Genomic DNA, 20931 nt, shown 5'->3' with positions numbered 1-20931 from the left:
GTGCGCTGCGATATCGCGGCGCAACATACGTCGATTGACGTAAGCGCCCTGCGTCATCCGCGCCGTCGCCCGTGCGATAGGCAGGCAAAGCGGCACGAACCCTGCAAAGCCGAGCGAGACGACGCGAGACCCGGCAGAAATGACGGCTCTGGCCGGGCCGAACCTGCCGTTGCGGCTCAAAATTTCGGCAAATGCCCAGAAGGGAGGCGGATTGCATGACCGCGCGCCAGCGCATCCTGCCGGTGCGGCGGCATTACAACCAATGGGTCAACAACCAGACCCTGGAAGACTATGCCCTGCGCTTCACGGCCAAGAGCGCCCGTCGCCTCTCCAGCCGCGCGATCTCGCATACGGCCGGCGGCGCAATCGCCTTTCTGGCGCTGGAGGCCATCGGCGGCGCCATCACCCTGTCCTACGGCACGGCCAATGCCTTTGCCGCGATCCTGGTCGGCTGTCTCGTGCTTCTGCTGGTCGGCTGGCCGATTGCCCGCTCGGCCATGCGCCATGGCGTCGACATCGACCTGCTGACCCGCGGCGCCGGTTTCGGCTACATCGGCTCGACGCTGACCTCGCTGATCTACGCCAGCTTCACCTTCATCCTGTTCGCCATCGAAGCCTCGATCATGTCGAGCGCGCTCGACTACGCCTTCGGCCTGCCGCTTTGGATCGGCTACATCGTCAGCGCGCTGGTGGTGATCCCGCTGGTCACCCATGGCATCACGCTCATCAGCCGCTTCCAGATCCTGACGCAGCCTTTCTGGCTGGTGCTCAACATCCTGCCTTTTGTCTTCATCGCCTTCGCAGACTGGGGTGCCGTGGCGGACTGGCTCAGCTTTTCCGGCATTGATCCGGCGACAGGAGCCCCCCGCGCGCCGGACTCCAATCCGGTTGACCTGATGCAGTTCGGCGCGGCCTCGGCGGTGATCCTGGCGCTGATGGCCCAGATCGGCGAGCAGGTCGACTTCCTGCGCTTCCTTCCTCCGGGGGAAAAGCCCGGGATCCTGCGCCGCCTTGCCCTGTTTCTGGCCGGCCCCGGCTGGGTCATCATCGGTCTGCCGAAGCTGATCGCCGGGTCATTCCTGGCCGTGCTCGTCCTCTCCGCCGGCGTTCCGGTGGCGGAGGCAGACGAGCCTTCGCGCATGTATGCGGTCGCCTTCGGCTACATGCTGCCGTCCGAGCAGGCCGCCGTGCTGCTGATGGCTGCCTTCGTCGTGGTGGCGCAGCTGAAGATCAACGTGATGAATGCCTATGCAGGGTCGCTGGCCTGGTCGAACTTCTTCTCCCGGCTCACCCATTCCCATCCGGGCCGCGTGGTCTGGCTGGTCTTCAACGTCGGCATCGCGCTCCTCCTGATGGAACTCGGCATCTACGGCCTCCTGGAGGAAACGCTTGGCGTGTTCTCGATCATCGCCATGGCCTGGCTGTCGGCGATCTCGGCGGACCTGTTCGTGAACAAGCCGCTCGGCCTGTCACCCCCCGGCATCGAGTTCAAGCGCGCGCATCTTTATGACATCAATCCGGTCGGCACCGGCGCCATGAGCCTTGCCGCCATCGTCGCGCTGCTCGCCCATTATGGCACCTTCGGGCAACTGGCAGCGTCCCTCGCCACCTTCATCGCGCTTGGCCTTGCCTTCGTGCTCGCCCCGGCCATCGCCTTCGCCACGGGCGGCAAGTACTATCTGGCGCGCAAGCCGCGCCGGCACTGGCAGACAAAGACGGCCATCACCTGCTCGATCTGCGAGAACCCCTTCGAGCCCGAGGACATGGCCTATTGCCCAGCCTATCAGGTGCCGATCTGCTCGCTCTGCTGCACGCTGGATGCCCGTTGTCATGACAGCTGCAAGCCGAAGGCCCGGCTGAAATATCAGACCCGCAGCGTCGCCGAGACCGCCCTGCCCGCCTGGGTCCTGGAACATCTCTCCACCCGGCTCGGCCGCTATCTCATGACCGCCGTTCCGGTCATCGCCGGCATCGCCCTGATCCTCACCGTGATCACCCACCAGGCCGCCACCAGCCTTCCACCGGGCGCCGATGTGGTCGGACGGACGGTGGCGCTGATCTTCGTCGTCTTCGCCATCTCGGCAGGCATTGGCGTCTGGTTCCTGGTGCTGGCGCATGACACGCGCCACGTTGCAGAAGAGGAATCCCTGCGCCAGAACTCGCTGTTGCTGAAGGAGATCGAGGCGCACCGCAAGACAGACGCCGCGCTGCAGAAGGCCAAGGAAGCCGCCGAGGCCGCCAACCTTGCCAAGAGCCGCTATGTCATTGGCCTCAGTCACGAGCTGCGCACGCCACTCAACGCGGTTCTAGGCTATGCCCAGGTGCTGGAACGGGACGAGGCCATCCCGCGCGAACGCAAGGCCTCGATTCGCGTCATCCGCCGCAGCGCCGAGCACCTCTCCGGACTGATCGATGGCTTGCTGGACATCTCCCGCATCGAGGCCGGCCGGCTGCAGGTGGACATGGCCACGGTCAACATCCACGAGTTCCTCGACCAGATCGTCGCCATGGTGCGGCTGCAGACCCAGGCGGCCGGCCTTGCCTTCGCGTTCCGCAAGGCACCCAACCTGCCGACGCTGGTGCGCACCGATGAAAAGCGCCTGCGGCAGATCCTCGTCAACCTGTTGTCGAATGCAGTGAAATTCACCAGCGCCGGCACCATCACGCTGGAGGTCGGCTATCGATCGCAGGTCGCCACCTTCCGCATTTCCGACACCGGCACCGGCATCGGCGAGGAAGACATGACCCGCATCTTCGAGCCCTTCGGGCGCGGCAGCGGCGAGAGTGTCGCCCGCACGCCCGGTCTGGGACTGGGCCTGACGATCACCAAGCTGATGGCGCAGACCCTCGGTGGCTCGCTGGCCGTCACGAGCCGCCCCGGCGAGGGCAGCACCTTCGAGGTCCGGCTGATGCTGGCCGCCCTTGCCGACCAGCAGCCGCTGGTCTCGCCCGAACGCCCCGTCACCGGCTACACCGGCCCGCGCCGCCGGATCCTCGTCATCGACGACAATGCAGATCACCGGGCGCTGATGGTCGAAATCCTCGCCCCGCTCGGCTTTGAAGTGGAGCTGGCCGCCGACGGGCCGCAGGGCATCGACAGCGCCTTCCGCACCAGGCCGGACCTGCTGCTGCTCGACATTTCCATGCCCGGCATGAACGGCTGGCAGGTGGCAACCCTCTTGCGCCAGCGCGGCCTCACCGCGCCCATCGTCATGCTCTCGGCCAACATCGGCGACACGGCCCTGCGCCCGGCCGGCGAACCGGCGCATGACGACGCCCTGTCGAAACCCGTCGATCTCGCCCAGCTCCTGGACCGGATCGGCCGCCTGCTGGGCCTGAGCTGGACCCGGGCCGGCGATGCCCCGTCCATCGTCCCGGCCCCTGTGACGCCAGCCCCTGCCGTGGTCGGCGAGACCGACAAGGTTCCAGTTGCAGCCGCCTCCCTGTCATCGCGGCACATCCGCGACCTGATCAGCCTCGGCGACATAGGCTACGTCCATGGCATCGAGGCCAAGCTCAGCGAGCTGGACAGCGCGGGCGCGGATGCCGCTCTCATCGCCCGTCTTCGCACAAGCATCGAACAGTTCGACTTTGCCGGCTATCGCAAGATCCTCGAGGACACAGCCCCCCATGACTGACGCCGCCGGTTCCCCCGCCGCCTCGCGCGACATCGTCCTCGTGGTGGATGATTCCCCCGAGACCCTCGGCTTCCTGACAAAGGCTCTGGAGACCTCCGGCGTTACCGTGCTGGTCGCCACCTCCGGCACCGCCGCGCTGGCCATCTGCGACCGCATCACGCCGGACATGGTGCTGATGGACGCGGTGATGCCCGCACCCGACGGCTTCGAGACCTGCCGGCTGCTCAAGGCCCGGCGCGGGCTGGAGCATGTGCCGGTGATCTTCATGACCGGCCTCAGCGAGACGGAGCATGTGGTGCATGCGCTGGAAAGCGGCGGCGTCGACTTTCTCACCAAGCCGATCAATCTCGACGAGCTGCAGGCCCGCATCCGGGTGCACCTTGCCAATGCGCGTCAGGTCCAGAGCGCCCGCATCGCGCTGGATGCCGCAGGCCGGCACCTGATCGCCGTCAGCGCGGACGGCAACATCAAGTGGTCCACACCGCAGACCAGCCAGGTTCTCGAAGCCCTGGACCGAGGCAACGTTGCTGCGGGCGAAACCGCGCTGGACCGTATCCGAACCGCGCTGGCCGGCTGGATCGCAGCCGCCAGCCGACAGGCGACGGGGCGGCCAGACCCGCTTGTGCTCGACCTCGGGGCCGCCGGCCAGTATGAATTCGCCCCCATCGGCTCGATCAGCGCTGACGAGCACCTGTTCCGCCTCACCAGCGCCAGCCACCCCGGCCAGACGGACGCACTGCGCCAACGCTTCGGTCTCACCCCGCGCGAGGCGGATGTCCTGACCTGGATCTCGCGCGGCAAGTCCAACAAGGACATCGGCGACATTCTCGGCCTCAGCCCGCGCACGGTGAACAAGCACCTCGAGCAGATCTACGTCAAACTCGGCGTCGAGAACCGCGCCTCCGCCGCCGTCCGGGCCAGCGAGGTGCTTCGGGACCTCTAACCGGATCATTTGACCTTGTTTTTTGGTCCATATGATCTATTTTTAGGGTATCGACCCTCATTGGCACGGTGACCGCATGGAAGCTGCTCTCAAGCCCCGGCCCGTCGACGACCTTCAGGCCGTCGGCCTCAAGGCCTACAGCCGCGTCGCCGACGCATGGTCGTTGACGGTTCGCGAGGCCGCAGGTCTGTGCGACATGTCGGACTCCTCCTGGAAACGCGCCAAGACCGCAAGCTTCCGGGGCGAGCTGACCCGCGATCAGCTGTTGCGCCTCAGCGCCCTCATCGGCATCTACAAGTCGCTGCAGCTCTACTTCAGTCCGGATCTTGCCGACCGCTGGATCAAGCTGCCCAACACCGGGCCAGAATTTGACGGCCAGCGCCCGGTCGACGCGATGATCGACGGCGGCCTGCCGAAGATCCTCAGTGTCCGGACCTATCTCGATGCCCTCCGAGGTGGCGCGTGAAGCTGACCGCGATCGCCGACCGCGCCCTGATCCGGCTGATCTCGAAAACGCACCACAAGCCGCCCGTGCTGCGCGGTCTTGTCGACAGCGACCGGGAAGCGGAAGTCCTGGCCGAGCTGGAAGGCCTGACCAATGCGCGGCTGAAAGCCGAGCGGGAGGGCAGCCCCGGTATCGACAGGCGGGAGCTGGCGTTCTTCCGCCGCAAGGCCGATCTCGCCCTCTATGGCGAGACCCACATCAACGCCGCGTTTGTCTACACGCGGCCGACCGGCAACCGCTTCAACGGCGGCGACCGCGGCGCGTGGTACTGTGCCTATGATCCATTGACCTCCGCCGCCGAGGTGGGGTTTCACCGCACGCGGGAGCTCTCCTACATCGGCCATTTCCACGCGGAGGCCGCCTATGTGGAACTCCTCGCCGACTTCATCGGCGACTTCCCGGACCTGACGGACACACCTGATCACCCGGCGCTGGCGGCGGAACCGGCGGCCGGCTATCCGGCTGGCCAGGCGCTCGCGGCCGATCTGCGCCGTCAGGGACATCGCGGCCTGCTCTACCCGTCCGTGCGCCAGCCCGGCGGCCGCTGCTTCGTCGCCTTCGATCCCGGGATCATCCAGAACGTGCGGCCGGGGGCCAGCTGGACGTTGCGCTGGTCGGGCACGCCGTACTTCTCCGTCGAGATGGACGCCGGCTAGGCAGTCTCTACTTGTAACGTAATTACATTACATATACACACCGGGTAGTCTCGTCCATACCCGGTGGCATCGCCTTGACAACACACGCCTCTGCCCTGATCATTCGCCGTGATGGTTCCCGGCGAACAAGCGCTTTGCCGGGTGAAAAGGGAACACGGTACGGTGTAGCCAACAGGCGCCAAGTCCGTGACTGCCCCCGCAACTGTAGGCGGCGAGCCGACCCCAGACAGCCACTGTCCCAAGTGCCACACGACCGGCGCGGGATGGGAAGGCAGGGCAAGGCGACGACCCGCAAGTCAGGAGACCTGCCATCACCGACCCACAACAGCCACCGGGCGGGGTGCCCCGGAAGGAGAAATTCGGTGACCATTCAGCGGCCGGTTACGGCCCATTCCCCTATTCCCGGCGACGACCGGACCTTATCCAACGAGCCGACGCACGAGCTCGTCGTCTGCGTGACATGCCGCCCGCGCGGCAGTGAAGACCGTCCCGGCAAGGCACTTCTGGCAGAGCTAACTGCACAGATGGCTGCAGACGCAGCGTGGCGCGTCGGCGGCATCGAGTGCATGGCCGCCTGCGGCCGTCCCTGCGCCATCGCCCTCCAGTCGCAGGACAAGACCACCTGGCTCTTCGGCGACATGGACCTCACCGATGCCGAGGACATTGCCCGCTTTGCCCGCCAGTACGAGGCGCTGCCGGACGGCTGGTGCAAGGCCTCGGAGCGGCCCGGCAAGCTCGCCCGGACCGCCCTCGCGCGCATCCCCGCCTCCGGCCGGGTGCTGCCCCCGGATGCCGATGCCTGCACATGAGCGCGCCCTTTTTCGAGGCGGAAGGCCTCTGCTGGGGACCGCGCGGCCGGCCTGACCTCCTGGCCGACATCAACCTCACGCTCAATCAGGGCGAGGTGCTGGCGATCTGCGGTGCCAACGGAGCCGGCAAGTCGTCGCTGCTGCGGCTGCTCTACCGCTTCCATCGTCCCCGCCGCGGGCATGTCCGGCTGGAAGGCACCGATATCTGGAGCCTGCCCGCCCGCGATGTCGCCTGCCGGATTGCTGCCGTGCTGCAGGAACAGCCGACGGACTTTGCCCTGACCGTGCGCCAGATCGTGGCACTCGGACGCCTGCCGCATCAACGCGGTCTCAGCGCGGCCGGCTCGGCCGACCGCGATGCGATTGCCCATGCGCTCGCCCGCCTGCATCTCAACGCTCTGGCCGAGCGGCCCTTCGGCACCCTGTCGGGCGGCGAGCGCCAGCGCGTGATGGTGGCCCGGGCGCTGGCCCAGGCGCCCAAGCTGCTGATTCTGGACGAGCCGACAAACCACCTCGACATCCGCCACCAGCTCGAGCTGATGGCGCTGCTGCGGGGCCTCGGCCTCACGGTGATCACCACCCTGCACGACCTGACACTCGCCGCCGAATACGCCGACCGGGTGCTGCTGCTCGCTGGCGGCCGCGTCCTGACCGAAGGCGCCCCGGCCGAGGTCTTCACGGAAACCCACATCGCGGGCGCCTTTGCCGTGCGCTCGCGAATCGATCTCAGCGGGCAACATCCCCGCTTCTCCTTTCACCTCTGACTGAAGAGACCCTGACATGCGTCTGAAACTTGCCGTCGCCGCCTTCCTGCTCTCCACCGTGGCCGCCGCGGCCTATCCGGTGACCGTGAAAAGCTGCAACCGCGACGTGACCTTCGAGGCCGCACCGAAGCGCGCCATTTCCAACGACGTCAACCTCACCGAGATGATGCTGGTGCTCGGCCTGACCGACCGCATGGCCGGCTACACCGGCGTGTCCGGCTGGAAGACGCTGGATCCGGAAATGCGCGAAGGCGTCAAGGAACTGCCTGAGCTTGCGGAAAAGTACCCGACCAAGGAAGTGCTGCTCGGCGCGGAAGCCGACTTCTTCTTCGCCGGCTGGAACTACGGCATGAAGGTCGGCGGCGAGGTCACCCCCGAGACCCTTGCCCCCTTCGGCATCCAGGTCTACGAGCTGACCGAAAGCTGCATCCACATCGGCCCCAAGGAGAAAATCTCCATGGGCGACATGTACAACGACCTGATCAACCTCGGCCGCATCTTCGGCGTCGAGGACAAGGCAAAGGCGCTGGTCGCCGGCTATGAGGCCCGGCTCGCCGAGGCAACCGCCAAGGTCGACAAGTCCAATCCCTTGCGAGTCTTCGTCTATGACAGCGGCGAGGACACCCCCTTCACCTCCGGCCGCTACGCCATGCCGACCGCGCTGATCGAGGCTGCCGGCGGCAAGAACATCATGGATGACCTGGACAAGAGCTGGGCCACCGTCGCCTGGGAGCCCGTGGTCGACCGCAACCCGGAAGTGATCGTGATCGTGAACTACGGCAAGGTCACCGCCGAGCAGAAGATCGCCTTCCTCAAGGCCAACCCGGCCTTCGCCAATGTCGATGCCGTGAAGAACGACCGCTTCGTGGTGCTCGAATATGTCGAGGCAACGCCTGGCCCCCGCAACATCCGCGCCGTGGAGAAGCTCGTTGACGGTTTCGCTGGAAAGTGAGGCTGCGGCCGCCGTCCCGGGCGAGCAACACCGGCTCTGGCCGGTGCTGCTCACCGGCGTGGTCGGCCTTGGCCTCCTCGTCCTTGCCATCCTGACCGCCGTCGCCGTGGGGGCCATTTCCGTGCCCCTCGGCGATGTCGCCGGGATTGTCGCCAACAAGCTGCTGCCCGGGTCCGTGACCGAGACCTGGACGCCAGCGCGCGAGGCCATCGTGTGGGACATCCGCTTCCCCCGGGCGCTGCTCGCCGCACTCGTCGGAGCCGGACTTGCGGTCACCGGCGCGGTGCTGCAGTCGGTCACCCGCAACCCTCTGGCTGATCCGCACCTGCTCGGCATTTCCTCGGGCGCGGCCTTCGGCGCCATCCTGGCGCTGCTGCACACGGGGCTGTTCCTCGGTCTCCTGACCGTGCCGCTGCTGGCCTTTGCCGGCGCGCTTGGCGCCACGGCTGTGGTGCTGGGCGTGGTGAAGGTCGCCCGCGCCGGCTCGCCCGACCGGCTGGTGCTGGCCGGCGTTGCCGTCTCCTTCATCATCATGGCGCTGGCCAACATCCTGATATTCCTGGCCGATCCGAAGGCCACCCACACGGTGGTGTTCTGGATGCTGGGCGGGCTCGGCCTCGCGCAATGGAACCACCTGATCTATCCGCTTGCGGTGCTGGTGCCCTGTGGCCTGTGGCTGTGGTTCAAGGCCGGCGCGCTCAACGCCGTCACCCTCGGAGACGAGACAGCCTCGACACTCGGCGTGCCTGTCACGCGGCTGCGCTTGTCGGTGTTTGTCGCCGGCGCCCTTGTCACCGGGGTCTGCGTTGCCTTCTCCGGCATCATCGGCTTTGTCGGCCTCATGATGCCGCATCTGGTGCGTCTGATTGCCGGCGGCGACAATGCCCGCGTCATCCCGCTATCCGCGCTGGCCGGAGCCCTGTTCCTGATCCTAGCCGACATCTGCGCGCGTGTGATCATGGCGCCAGAGGACATGCCCATCGGCATCGTCACCGGCCTCGTCGGCGGGGTGTTCTTCATCTGGCTGATGGCGCGCGAGCGGTAAGGCACCAGAACTGGTCAGCGGCCCGATAGGGGCGTCTGCGGCAATGGCCAGCCTTGCCGGACCGCAAGACCCCGATAGGCCTGTTCGAGCCACTCCGCCCGCACGGAGTGGCCGCCATCATGGAGACAGAGCTGCAGGGGACCACCCTCGCTCCGTTGCCCGTTTCCCTGACCGGTCCCCGTTCTGGATCCGATCCGCCAGGTCCGGCAGGCCAGACCGCCCTCCTGCGTTTCCTCAGCGCCCTCCCGCGAGAGACCGGCCTGACGCAGCCAGACATCGAAACTGTCGTTGACATCCCCCTGCCGCCAGCGCCCGCCTCCAAGCGCGCGGCCAGCCATTGGCACGACGGGATCGGTGGTTCCGTGCACATGCCGCAGATCGGGAATGGACGTCGCACAAGCCTCCGGCAACGGCATCCAGAACGCGCCGGCCACAGGTGCAAAGCCAGCGAATAAACTGCTGTCATGACAGGCGGTGTACCAGGTCATGAAGCCGCCCGACGAAAACCCGGACAGCATCATGCGTTCGCGCGGAACGGAGAAGCGGCGCGCCACGTCCTCTGCCACGCCAGCCAGAAAGGCAAATTCGTCCCGCTGTGCCTGCGGAGCGCCGGGAAACGACCACGTTCCGTCCAATCCATCTGGGGCGACAAAGGCAACACCCAGCCGGTCCGCCATGGCGAGCATGGCCTGATTGCCGATTTCATTCAGCCCACTGCCCCTGTGGCCATGCAGGAACAGGATCGCCCCGCGCGGCGCCCCCTCTGGCAGGTGGATGTAATAGCTACCCCGGTCAGTCCGGCAGGCGAGCACCTCGCCGCAAGCTACCTCGGCCAGGGCTTGCGCTGCCGCCGAGGGCGCCGCAGCGAGACTGGGCGCATCGGCCCAGGCAACACCAAGGCCGGATCCAGTGGCCAGCACTGTGCAGACCATTCCGGCCAAAGCGGTGGCCCGCCAGGGCCCGACCCATTGAACCAACACCATCTGCCCTCACGCTCCGGAACAGCCGAACCAGTCCGGCCGCCTCACCACAACGCGCCTAGTGTCGGGCAAACGCTGCAACTGGCAACTCACGGGGCGATCACATTGCCGCCAGATGATTGTCCCAGGACACACCCGCCGGCCGGGCATAGGGCTCAGCCGCGGGCTCGCGGCCCGACCCAAAGGCAAGGCCACCCGCACCATCGGAAACCAGGAACCCGCCGTCGAGCGGGGCCAGCCCGCAGACATCGGCAATGGGATGGCTACCGACCGGCGTTCCGTCAGCGGCCGACAGATAGAGCACATAGCCGCCGCGCGGACTGGACAGGGCGACGAGCCCGGCCGGCGCATTCACCGCCACCGAGCCCACATAATTGCCGAGCCGCTTCAGCAGCCCCTCGGGCACATCGACCACCGACAGGCCGCCTTCCCTGGACAGTCTGGCGACCAGGGGCGGGGTCAATCCCGCGTCGCCCTCGAACTGTCCGCCGATCCACACCGCCCCGGCCGCATCGAGCGCCATGTGGCGCAGTGACACTTGAGACAGGTCCGGCGGCAGCCTGAAGAGCCCAAGCAGATCCCCGCTCGCAGCATCGATGCGGGCGATCGACGGCTGCATCCGGTCGAGATTGAGCATGTCGCGCCCCGTGACCGGATGCGTGTCGATGCCGCCATTGGCGACCACCAGCACCCGGCCCTGCTCGGCCAGCAGAATGTCATGCGGCCCGACGCCATGGGTGTCGAACTCGCCGATCCGGATGAGGCGCTCGCCGCTTGCATCATAGACGCCGACGCGGCCGCGCGTTTCCTCGCCCACGGGCCCGAATGCGTTCTCGACCGCATAGACCAGCCGGCCGTCGGCGGAAAACACCCCGTGGCCATAGTAGTGACGCCCCGGTTCAGCACTCGTCACCTGTGGCGCCTGCCGTTCTTCGCGATCGGCAAGCATCAGGAACTGGCCCGGCCGGCGCGCGAAGGTGACGAAGCGGCTACGGTCTGGCGACAGGGCAATGCCGTGGCCCCGGTCAGGCAGCGGCACGTCCAGAACGTCCCGCCCGTCAGCCGTCAGGATCGCGACGGCATGGCGTCCGTCTGCATTGCGCCGCGCGCTGGCAAAAAGCGGTTCATCCGGATCTCCCGCCCCGAGAGCCGCCGCCGCGCTATGCGGCAACAGCGGCAGGAGACCGGCTGCGGCAAGGCCAGAGAGAAAGCTGCGGCGGTTCAGGACCGCCGCCTCAGTCCCCGTCCAGCGCATTGAAGCCTCCGGAAAGGTTCAGCGACCCGGCGAGATTGAGCGCCACCGTGTCGCGCAGGCCTTTCAGCACGAGCGCAACATAGGACAGTCCGGCATGCGTTTCCGGCTCGGCAAGGGTCATTCGCATCGGCTCGCGCAGGCGTGCCAGCATCTTCAGCGCATTGCCGAACTCGAACTCGAGCGAAGCCGGGATCCAGACACCCTCGCTGTCGAGCCCGCGCTCATAGCCGCCCGCTTCCAGCGCCTCCGCCAGCCCGCCGATCTCCGCCGACAGATAAGCGAGCGTGAAGCCGGAGCGGGCAAAGGGCAGCCGTCCGGGCTTAGCACTGTCCGGACCAGAGCCCAGCGCCGGCAACAGATCCTGATCGCGGACGATGACGAAGCCGGTGACCAGTGCGTTGAAGATCAGCTCCGCCGCTTCCTTCTCGCTCTTCAGACGTGGCCGTTCAGGCCCGGGGCCAAGCAGTTCCCCGGAAAAACCGGCCGGGTCAGCCCAGTCCCGGGTCAGCTCGCCGGCGATGGCTGAGACATTCGTGGCAATGGCGAGGGAATAGGCACAGGCAAAACCCGCATCCTCTCCCTGCCCGCCCAGCATTACGGAACCTGCCTCATCAAAGGCAACGAGCTGAAGGGCCGTCAGCCCCTGAACGGCCACGCTCTTGCCCGCCAGCTGCTCAGCGGTCGCAGCGGTCGGATCCCTGTCGGCCAGGATCTTGCGCACCTGCCGCTGGGCAACACCGCGCGCATCCGGCATGAAGGCCAGCCGCTCCAGCCGGTTGCCTTCCGCGAGAGGGCCGAACCGCAGAAAGCTGATACGGGCGAAGGACGCCAGCGTCGCCCCGTACACCGCGCGGAATTCCTCGCGGGCACTGTCATCGCCGGCCGCACAGGCGCCTTGCACGGCACCGGGAAGCCGCGCCGCATCAGTGGCAAACCGGCCCATCGCTGGACGGATGTAGCCCTCAAGGCTGGCGCGCACATAATCCCCGTAGGTGGCCGCAACCTGAGCCGGCTGCCCAGCCTGAACAGGCTGAACAGCCGTTTCACCACGCGCCACTCCTGCTGCCAGCAGGGACAGGGCTACAAGCGCGGCGGGGATTTTCAGCATGTTACAGCGACTCCAGGAAGCGGATCAGCGCCGCGCGGTCATCGGGCGCAAGGGCAACGACGCCGTCGCGCGCGGCCTGCGCCTCGCCGCCATGCCACAGCACGGCTTCCAGTAGAGACCTTGCGCGGCCGTCATGGAGGAAACGCGTATGCCCGCTCACCGTTTCCGTCAAGCCGATGCCCCACAGTGGCGGCGTCTTCCATTCCCGGCCATCCGCGTCGCCGTCCGGCCGGTTGTCCGCCAGCCCCTCGCCCATGTCATGCAGCAACAGGTCGGTGTAGGGCCAGATCAGCTGGAACCGGTGCGCCGGATTGGCCGCCTCGCGCGAGGTGACATATTTCGGCGTATGGCAGGAGGCACAACTCAGCGTGCTGAACAGCGCCTTGCCGCGCAGCACTTGCGGGTCATCCACCTTGCGCCGCGCCGGCACCGCAAGGTTTTCCGAGTAGAAGGTCACCAGATCCATCACCGGATCGGGCGCTTCCGTCGGCCCCAGCCGCTCCTGTTCGCCAGTCGGCTGGGCACGGCAGGCGGTCTGCGCGGTCGTGCAATCGCCATGTGGATCGGGATGATCCGGCGTTGAAATGCCGATGTCGCCGGCAAAGGCCCCCGCACTCTGGACGCGGACGTTGGGCGTCGTCGCCTTCCAGCCAAACCGGCCAAGCACCGTCTCGCCGGTTTGCGGATCAAGCACAAGGTTCGGCCGGCCGGATATCCCGTCGCCATCCCGGTCCTCCGGGTCGGCTTTTGCCAGGACATCGCCTGGATGGATCGCCTCCAGCAGACCCAGGCCGATCATCTGCGGCGCCACACGCGGCGAGATCATCGTGTCCGGCTGCATCGGGCCATAGTTGAGATCAACGGCGGCATAGACCGGCTTCTGCAGCGTCACGACCTCGCCGCCGGTCAGCGTCACCGGGATGTCTTCGTGCGTGATCGACATCCGGCCTTCGCCAGGCAGGCCGGTCACGGCGAAAGTCTGGAACTGGCCGCCATAGGTTGGTTCCGGCACAGACTGGATCTTGCGCGCCGCCAGCGCCTCCCGCTCGGTGTCGGTGCGCGGCGGAACGGAGAGGCGCAGGAACAGCGACACGGCCTCGTCACCCGGCAGCGGCGGCTGGCCCCGGCCATCCTTCAGGTGGCACCCCTGACAGGAACGGGCGTTGTAGAGCGGCCCCAGCCCGTCGGAGGCCTGTGTTGACGAGGGTGCTGCCACCCAGAGCTTGCGGAAGATACCGTTGCCGATCCGGAACGTCTGCTGCTCTTCGAAACTCAGATTGGCCGTGGGATGCGAGAAGGAGTCGCGGTTGATGCGCTTCTTCGACGTCGCCGCTCCGGCGCTCATGGCCTCGAATGCCTCAGCCCTGGAGAAATCCTCCGGAGCCTTCAGGATCTCGCCAACCCGCGCCCTGTCCGCTTCCGTCAGGTCGGTGCGGTAGGACAGGTCGATTGCCTGTCCAGGCGCAATCATCAAAGAGGCGACTGCAAGGCCTGCGGCTACCATGGTCACCCGAGCCAGTCGTCGCGCAGCAAGCCCACCCAGAACATCATGTGTCATTTTCAGGACCACCCCGGTCGCATCCGTGGCCAGCCGGGATCCCTCTCACCACCGGCAGCATCCCGGGCGGCCGTCCGCCGCCCGGAAATTTCATACCGACTTACTGGAACACTGCCGTCGGATTGTCGAGGCTGTCGGAGCCTTCAAATGCAATCGCTTCCAGACCAAGTGTCGCAACCACGCGTTCAATCGACTTTGTCTGGTCCACCAGCGCGTCGACTGCGGCCTGAACCACGGCATTGCCGTCCTTGTTGCCTTCACCGATCATCTGGTCATAGGCCTCGACCGTTTCCGCACGCGTCTTCAAGGCTTCGAAGGCAGCGAGCGTCTTGTCCAGCTTGGCCTGCATCTCCTCGGCAAGCTTCGGGTCCTTTGCCTTGACCATGTCCGCCAGCGACGCACCGACGACCTTGCCGCCATAGGTTCCGAAATAGACGTTCCGGATGCCGACGACGTCGTTGTAATGCGACATGTGGGTGTTGTCGGAGAAGCAGTCATGCTCCTCTTCCGGGTCGTTGAGCATCAGGCCGAGCTTCATGCGCTCACCGGCCAGTTCGCCATAGGACAGCGATCCCATTCCGGTCAGGATCGTCGCCAGACCGCCGGCCTCGCCCTTCGCCTTCAGCTCCGTGCGGGCTGCGCCGCCAGGAGCCCACGCCTTGGCCATTTCCTCCAGATCGGAAATCAGCAGATCCGTCGCCGCCTTCAGATAGGCGATGCGGCGCTCGCAATTACCGCCCGTGCATTTGGCAACATCGAAGTCCGTCGCCGGGCGATTGCCGGCACCGGCCTTGGTGCCGTTCAGGTCCTGACCCCAGAGCAGGAACTCGATGGCGTGATAGCCGGTGGCCACATTCGCCTCGACCTCGCCGGCCTCCTGCAGCTTCTCGGCCAGCAGCGCCGGAGTGATCTCCTTGGCGTCGATCTCGACACCGCCAACCTTCAGGGTCGGATTGGCAATCACATTGGCAACAAAGAAAGCGTTCTCTTCCGAACTGTCGCCATAGGACGCGGTATCGACGTAGTCGATCAGGCCTTCATCCAGCGGCCAGGCATTCACCTTGCCTTCCCAGTCATCAACGATGGCATTGCCGAAACGCAGGGCTTCCGTCTGCTGGTACGGGTTGCGCGCCGCGATCCAGGCCTTGCGCGCCGCAGCCAGCGTCGCGTCCGACGGCTTGGCGACAAGGGCATCAACCGCCACCTTCAGCGCCTTGGCACCGGCCAGCGAGTCCGCATAGGCGGCGGCGGCGACGTCCTGATAGGTCGCAAGCACATCGGCCGGAGCGACATCCTTGGCAACGGCCGGGAAAGCACTCAACGCAGTGGCCGCAACGAGGGCGAGGCGAAGCGAGCGGAACATGGATTGGTCTCCATTTGAGGGGAACAGCTCCGGTCAACCTCCGCAGGGCACGATGCTGCAGAGGTTGGTTGCCGAAACCTAGTGCGGGATCCAAACAATTCCTGAGATGCAGTGTCAAGTTAATAGGATCGAAAAATCAATAGTTTAGAACACATCTAAACGGACCCATGATCTTGCACTGTGTCCTAAGTGCCGCAAGTCATTCGCAAACTGCCTCCAAAGCGCCATATATGAAGGCTCCGTAAGGATTATGCCTTATGCTGCAACTCTGAAGGCCATTTACCCGGATTCCGGCGGCAACAGAGTTGGTTTTCAAGGACGGACGGAACGAATGCTCTCATCGATCAAGCGCTTCATCAGGGAAGTCACCTTCGGAGAAACCGAAGCGCTGACCTTTGCCGACGACGACCAGCGCCTCGCCGCTGCCGCGTTGCTGATCCACGTCATCAGCGTCGATGGCGACATGGATCCGGCCGAGCAGACGAAGCTGACCAACATCCTGAAGCAGCATTACGAGCTGACCGACGAAGACACCGAGGAGCTGATCAAGCTCGCGACCGATCGGGACAACGAGGCCGTTGATCTCTACGGCTTTACCTCGATCCTCAAGCGCAAGACGGATGAGGTCGAACGCCATGCCATCATCGAGATGATGTGGCAGATCGCTTACGCCGACGGCCATGTGCACGAGTTCGAGGACAACACCGTCTGGCGTGTGGCAGAACTGCTGGGCGTATCGTCGCGTGACCGGATTGCCTTGCGCCAGAAGGTCGCCCGGGAGCAGGATCACACCGACGCAACCGACACCAGCAACAGCTGATCCGCGTCCCTCCCCGGGACCGCAGCCGGATCCGCCGTTCCAGCGGCCAGACATGACAGACAAGCGCGTATTGATTGTCCTGCATCAGGAAACGTCGACACCGGGGCGAGTCGGCCAGGAACTTGTCCGGCGCGGGTTCAGCCTCGATATCCGCCGCCCGCGCTTCGGCGATCCCTTGCCGGCCGACATGCAGCACCATGCCGGTGCCGTGGTGTTCGGCGGTCCGATGAGCGCGAACGACCCGGACGCCTACATCAGCAGGGAAATCGACTGGATCGGAGTGCCTCTAAAGGAGCAGAAGCCGTTTCTCGGCATCTGTCTTGGCGCGCAGATGATGGTCCGCCATCTCGGTGGCAAGGTCGCTTCGCATCCCCGCGAGGAAGTGGAAATCGGCTACTACCCGCTGCACCCGACCGAGACAGGCAAGTCGCTGATGTCCTGGCCCGGCAAGGTCTATCAATGGCACAATGAGGGCTTTGACCTGCCGCGCGGTGCCGATCTGCTGGCAACCGGCGACACCTATCCCAACCAGGCCATCCGCGTCGGCCCCAAGGCCTATGGCATCCAGTTCCATCCCGAACTGACCCACGCCATGATGGTGCGCTGGACCACGAAGGGTGCGCCGCGCATGACGCAGCCCGGCGCACAGGGCCGCCAGGACCATTTCGCCGGCCGCTTCGTCTTCGATGGCGCCGTGCGCAAGTGGCTGGATGATTTTCTCGATCTGTGGATCGGCCGGGCGGACAAGGCCTGACCAGTCCGTCTTTCGTGCAGGCCCTCAGGCTGGCCACATCCGGATCAGCACCCGGATGCTCATGGCAAAGCACATGATCACGGTGATCGGCCGGATGATCTTGGCGCCGCCCTTGAAGGCAAAATGCGCGCCGAGATAGGCCCCGCCAATCTGGCCGAGGATCATGACGCCGCCGGCGATCCAGGCAATGTTCCCGAACAGCACGAAATAGGCGAGCGCCGCCAGATTGCTGGTGACGTTGAACAGCTTGGCATGGGCCGTTGCAACACGGATCGGCATGCCGCGCAGGATGACCAGGGACGTCGCCATGAACGATCCCGTGCCCGGCCCGAAGAAGCCATCATAGAACCCCAGCGCTGGCGCAACAGTTGCGGCATAGCGGCCTTCACCGATCCGGGGCTCCCGTTCCTCGTCAAGATTGCGGGCAAAGAACAGGAAATAGAGGCCGATCGAGACCAGCAGCAGCGGAATGAAGAGAACGAGAATATCCGCATTGATCTGCTGCAGCACGAAGCCACCGAACATCGAGCCGATGGCAATGGCGGCAATGGCGCCAAGGTTGCCGCGCACCGACACCATCTTGCGCCGGATGAAATAGACCGCTGCAGTCAGCGCACCAAAGCTGCCCTGCAGCTTGTTGGTCGCCAGCGCCGTGGCGGGCGGCACACCAACCAGCAACAGGGCCGGAATGGTCAACAGCCCTCCGCCCCCGGCAATCGCATCCACCCACCCGGCAAGCAGTGCGACGGCAAACAGGATAGCGAGAATTTCGTAGGAGAATTCCATCGACGACGCCTCAAGCCGCTTGGTCCCGGCAGCGCTGGGACAGGGCAATGTTCAAAATTGCGGTTCCACCCGGTCACGTCCTGGCTGACTTGGACCTGTCGATCCGGCCCGACCCCAAATGCAGCGGTCATCCCCGCCTTGCGCGGGGATCCACACAGCATTGAACCAGCAGCAGAACGTCGCGAAAGCCCGGGAGTAGCCAAAAAGATCCCCGCACAAGGCGGGGATGACCGCTAAAGCTGTAGCAGTCTCAGGGCAGTCCGGCCATCTGATTCAGAAGCCTCCATACTCCGCCGCCCCCTCCTCGGTCACCCCCGGGCGAAGCGCAGCGCGAGACCCGCGGTGACAACACGAGCGCTTCGAAACTGAAGCAGAGCCAACAAAAGGGAGAGACTTATATACGTGATTGACCTAAATCAGATTTGGCGCTATGGTGTCTCCAGAATCGGAGACCCGCAATGATTGCGCAGATTGACAGCCTTTTTGATATGATGGCGGCATTCCCAGACGAACAGTCTTGCCTTGACCATCTTCAGGCGATCCGTTGGCAAGATGGAGAGTTCTGCCCTCATTGCGGTGGAATGCGCGTTTATCATTTCTCCGACCGCAAGACATTCAAGTGTGGTGATTGCCGCCAGCGTTTCTCGATAAAGGTTGGCACTATATTCGAGGACACCAAGCTCCCGCTCCGTAAATGGTTCATGGCGATCTGGATGATTACGAACCATCCGAAGGGCATCGCGTCAACGACACTGGCAAAGGACCTTAAAGTCACTCAGAAGACTGCTTGGTTTATCCTTCATCGCCTCCGCCACGCCTCAACTACTAAGTCCTTCAATGCACCCTTGAAGGGCACAGTTGAGGCGGACACGACTTTTGTTGGTGGCAAGGAAAAGAATAAGCATTCTAATGACGGGACAGGTGGCACCCAAGGCGGTGCGGGCAAGGAAGTCGTGCTTGGCATTCTTGAGCGCGAAGGCGAGCTTCGCGCTTCGCATGTTCCTGACCACAAGGGGGGCACGCTCAAGGGCGCTGTTCGTGAGAATGTTGCCGCCGGTTCAACCGTGATGACCGATGAAGACCGCTCATTCAAAGGTCTGGACAAGGACATCTATCACCACGCCGTGAATCATTCGGCTGGTGAGTATGTCCATCATTACACGATCCACACGAACGGGATTGAGAGCATCTGGGCGCTTTTGAAGCGTCAGATCATAGGCGTCCATCACTGGGTTTCGCCAAAGCACCTTGATCGATACGTGCAGGAAATGACTTGGCGTTTTAATCGCCGGGACATGCGTGTTGGGGCGAGGTTGAACGACATGTTTTCGTGCGTTGAGGGCCGTCTTACCTATAAGGAACTGATCGCATGAGCGACAAACTGACGGGAATGAATTTTGATGAGGCATTGAAACGACTGGCAAAGACAGACCCAAAAGAACTGTCCGCTGTCACACAGTCAGCGATGCCAGATGGAGAAATTGAAAAGCTAATCGCTGCCTTTGAGGCAGCGGTTCAATTTGATCAAAGCGGGGTTGAATTCTGGAGCGCCCGCGACCTCCAAGCTCTTTTTGAATATGCTAAATGGGAGAATTTCGAGACAGCGCTACGGCGGGCTATGATCTCGTGCCAACAAAGCGGGCAACCCATTGCGGCCCATTGGCTTCCTGACGTCAGGAAGTCAATATCAGGGAAAGGCAGGATGGAAGACGTCACCGATTATAAAATGACGCGCTACGCCTGCTATCTTACAGCCCAAAATTCAGACGCCAAAAAGAAGCCGGTCGCATTCGCGCAGAGCTATTTTGCAATCCAAACGCGGAAGCAGGAGTTAGCCGACCAAGCGGTGGCGGTTCCTCAGTCGGAAGACGAGAAGAGGGTCTTCCTTCGTCAACAGATCAAACAGCATAATATCAAGCTATCGAGCGCTGCGAAAGACGCGGGCGTTGTAACGTCTCAGGAATTCGCCATTTTCCACGGACAGGGCTGGCAGGGCATGTATGCGATGAATGTAGCGCAAATCCGGGCCTACAAAGGGCTTCCGGCTAGCGCTGATATTCTTGACCGCATGGGAAGCACAGAACTCGCGGCAAATTTCTTTCGCGTAACTCAAACTGAGGAGCGGCTTCGAAAGGAAGGGGTCAAGGGCAAACAAAAGGCGTACTCAGTCCACTTTGAAGTGGGACGCCAAGTCCGAGACGCAATGCTAAAAATCAGCAAAATTGCGCCGGAGGACCTCCCGGCAGTTGAGAATATCAGCCAAGCTGAAAAGCGGATAAAAGGCGCCGCCCCAAAATCCATCCGCGCCCCCGAAGCGAAACCTTCGAGCGACGCTCAGGCTGAGACGCCGCGCCCAATCGATTTGCGGCTAGATCTCTGGAAATATGCGCTTCTTGTGATGGCCACAAAGCCAAATGGCCAGATATCTACGTCCGATTTAATCGGAGAAATTCCGAATTACATCAGCGTCCCGGATGACAGCCAAGAGGTTTTAACGGGTCGGAAAGACTCGAAATTCTCGCAACTTGTTCGCAACCTGAAATCTCACAAAACGGCCAAGACCAACTTCATCTATCAGGGTTACGCGGAAGATGTGGCAGGCGGTTTCAGGATCACGCCGAAAGGCCGTGATTTCGTGGCAACCTACTTTTCTTAAAGTGCTCAAGATTGGAATATCTCAATGGGAAGAGCGAGAAGCATTGTCCTTGAAACGCGCACATTCGCAAAAGCGGGCGACGCTTCTGCATTTTTTAGCGCCATGTTGAACCGATACTCTATCGGGGATCGCGTCTCAAACGCCGACGCTGATGATTTGGCCGCCTTGCTCAAGCGCCATGATGAACTGGCAGAGAAAATTGGGCCGGGAATTGCCTATTTTGAGGTGGGGTTTCCGCCGGATGATTATCCAGGCCAGTGTTTCTGGATCGTCTGGGCCGATGGCGGAAAAATAGACTTTTCCATCAAACACTGTCTGAAACGCAAGCCATACGACTGA

At 64.0% G+C, this 20931-nt stretch carries 19 protein-coding genes and 1 riboswitch; of the genes, 13 read left to right on the top strand and 6 right to left on the bottom strand.

Going from position 1 to position 20931, the window contains the following annotated elements; all coding sequences use genetic code 11:
* Positions 1–215: 215 nt before the first annotated feature.
* The 8 genes from OVA12_RS00870 (at position 216) to OVA12_RS00835 (ending at position 9312) form a co-directional block, all read left to right on the top strand.
* Complete coding sequence (locus OVA12_RS00870; protein ID WP_268133751.1) at positions 216–3638, top strand: hybrid sensor histidine kinase/response regulator; 3423 nt, start codon at positions 216–218, stop codon at positions 3636–3638.
* Positions 3631–4581 carry a response regulator transcription factor gene (locus OVA12_RS00865; RefSeq protein WP_268133750.1) on the top strand — a complete coding sequence of 317 codons (951 nt, stop codon included), beginning with the start codon at positions 3631–3633 and terminating at the stop codon, positions 4579–4581. The genes OVA12_RS00870 and OVA12_RS00865 overlap by 8 nt, the downstream gene beginning before the upstream one ends.
* A gap of 76 nt (positions 4582–4657) precedes the next feature.
* Positions 4658–5047 (top strand): MbcA/ParS/Xre antitoxin family protein, encoded by a 390-nt coding sequence (locus OVA12_RS00860; protein WP_268133749.1) that lies wholly within the window; start codon positions 4658–4660, stop codon positions 5045–5047.
* The gene (locus tag OVA12_RS00855; protein WP_268133748.1) at positions 5044–5742 is read left to right on the top strand and encodes an RES family NAD+ phosphorylase; all 699 of its coding nucleotides are present in this window, start codon (positions 5044–5046) and stop codon (positions 5740–5742) included. Before OVA12_RS00860 ends, OVA12_RS00855 begins: the two co-directional genes overlap by 4 nt.
* A gap of 95 nt (positions 5743–5837) precedes the next feature.
* Positions 5838–6069, top strand: a riboswitch (cobalamin riboswitch).
* A 35-nt stretch (positions 6070–6104) separates the two neighbouring features.
* Entirely contained in the window at positions 6105–6551 is a 447-nt protein-coding gene (locus tag OVA12_RS00850) for a DUF1636 domain-containing protein (RefSeq protein WP_268133747.1), read from the top strand.
* Positions 6548–7315 carry an ABC transporter ATP-binding protein gene (locus OVA12_RS00845; protein ID WP_268133746.1) on the top strand — a complete coding sequence of 256 codons (768 nt, stop codon included), beginning with the start codon at positions 6548–6550 and terminating at the stop codon, positions 7313–7315. Before OVA12_RS00850 ends, OVA12_RS00845 begins: the two co-directional genes overlap by 4 nt.
* 16 nt (positions 7316–7331) lie before the next feature.
* On the top strand, positions 7332–8267 hold the full coding sequence (locus OVA12_RS00840; protein ID WP_268133745.1) for an ABC transporter substrate-binding protein: 936 nt from the start codon (positions 7332–7334) through the stop codon (positions 8265–8267).
* A gap of 43 nt (positions 8268–8310) precedes the next feature.
* Positions 8311–9312 (top strand): FecCD family ABC transporter permease, encoded by a 1002-nt coding sequence (locus tag OVA12_RS00835; RefSeq protein ID WP_442793835.1) that lies wholly within the window; start codon positions 8311–8313, stop codon positions 9310–9312.
* A gap of 14 nt (positions 9313–9326) precedes the next feature.
* Here the strand turns inward: OVA12_RS00835 and OVA12_RS00830 are convergent, their stop codons facing one another.
* From OVA12_RS00830 to OVA12_RS00810, 5 genes are all read right to left on the bottom strand, one after another.
* The gene (locus OVA12_RS00830) at positions 9327–10295 is read right to left on the bottom strand and encodes an alpha/beta hydrolase family esterase (protein WP_268133743.1); all 969 of its coding nucleotides are present in this window, start codon (positions 10293–10295) and stop codon (positions 9327–9329) included.
* A gap of 97 nt (positions 10296–10392) precedes the next feature.
* Positions 10393–11547: a DUF1513 domain-containing protein gene (locus tag OVA12_RS00825; protein WP_268133742.1), complete on the bottom strand. Its 1155-nt coding sequence runs from the start codon at positions 11545–11547 to the stop codon at positions 10393–10395.
* Positions 11528–12655 (bottom strand): imelysin family protein, encoded by a 1128-nt coding sequence (locus OVA12_RS00820; RefSeq protein WP_268133741.1) that lies wholly within the window; start codon positions 12653–12655, stop codon positions 11528–11530. Before OVA12_RS00820 ends, OVA12_RS00825 begins: the two co-directional genes overlap by 20 nt.
* Before the next feature lies 1 nt (position 12656).
* The gene (locus OVA12_RS00815; protein ID WP_442793796.1) at positions 12657–14213 is read right to left on the bottom strand and encodes a di-heme oxidoreductase family protein; all 1557 of its coding nucleotides are present in this window, start codon (positions 14211–14213) and stop codon (positions 12657–12659) included.
* 100 nt (positions 14214–14313) lie between these two features.
* Positions 14314–15576 (bottom strand): imelysin family protein, encoded by a 1263-nt coding sequence (locus OVA12_RS00810; protein WP_268133740.1) that lies wholly within the window; start codon positions 15574–15576, stop codon positions 14314–14316.
* A 331-nt stretch (positions 15577–15907) separates the two neighbouring features.
* Here OVA12_RS00810 and OVA12_RS00805 point away from each other — a divergent pair, with 331 nt between their 5' ends.
* Together OVA12_RS00805 and OVA12_RS00800 are read left to right on the top strand one after the other, a co-directional pair.
* Positions 15908–16396 (top strand): tellurite resistance TerB family protein, encoded by a 489-nt coding sequence (locus OVA12_RS00805; protein ID WP_268133739.1) that lies wholly within the window; start codon positions 15908–15910, stop codon positions 16394–16396.
* A gap of 52 nt (positions 16397–16448) precedes the next feature.
* Positions 16449–17150 carry a glutamine amidotransferase gene (locus OVA12_RS00800; RefSeq protein WP_268133738.1) on the top strand — a complete coding sequence of 234 codons (702 nt, stop codon included), beginning with the start codon at positions 16449–16451 and terminating at the stop codon, positions 17148–17150.
* A 24-nt stretch (positions 17151–17174) separates the two neighbouring features.
* Here the strand turns inward: OVA12_RS00800 and OVA12_RS00795 are convergent, their stop codons facing one another.
* Positions 17175–17936, bottom strand: a complete 762-nt coding sequence (locus tag OVA12_RS00795; RefSeq protein ID WP_268133737.1) for a TSUP family transporter — start codon at positions 17934–17936, stop codon at positions 17175–17177.
* 458 nt (positions 17937–18394) lie between these two features.
* On the opposite strand from OVA12_RS00795, the gene OVA12_RS00790 reads away from it, so the two are divergent.
* The 3 genes from OVA12_RS00790 to OVA12_RS00780 are packed head-to-tail and all read left to right on the top strand — an operon-like array spanning position 18395 to position 20931.
* Entirely contained in the window at positions 18395–19309 is a 915-nt protein-coding gene (locus OVA12_RS00790; RefSeq protein WP_268133736.1) for an IS1595 family transposase, read from the top strand.
* Positions 19306–20592, top strand: coding sequence for a DNA damage-inducible protein D (gene dinD / locus OVA12_RS00785; protein WP_268133735.1), 1287 nt, complete (start codon positions 19306–19308; stop codon positions 20590–20592). The genes OVA12_RS00790 and dinD overlap by 4 nt, the downstream gene beginning before the upstream one ends.
* A 24-nt stretch (positions 20593–20616) precedes the next feature.
* Positions 20617–20931 carry a DCL family protein gene (locus OVA12_RS00780; RefSeq protein WP_268133734.1) on the top strand — a complete coding sequence of 105 codons (315 nt, stop codon included), beginning with the start codon at positions 20617–20619 and terminating at the stop codon, positions 20929–20931.

It is taken from the genome of Pannonibacter sp. SL95, assembly GCF_026672425.1.
In the GTDB taxonomy this organism is placed as follows: Bacteria; Pseudomonadota; Alphaproteobacteria; order Rhizobiales; family Stappiaceae; genus Pannonibacter.
Note: the sequence above shows the minus strand (reverse complement) of the source record. Positions and strands in the feature narration are given on the sequence as shown.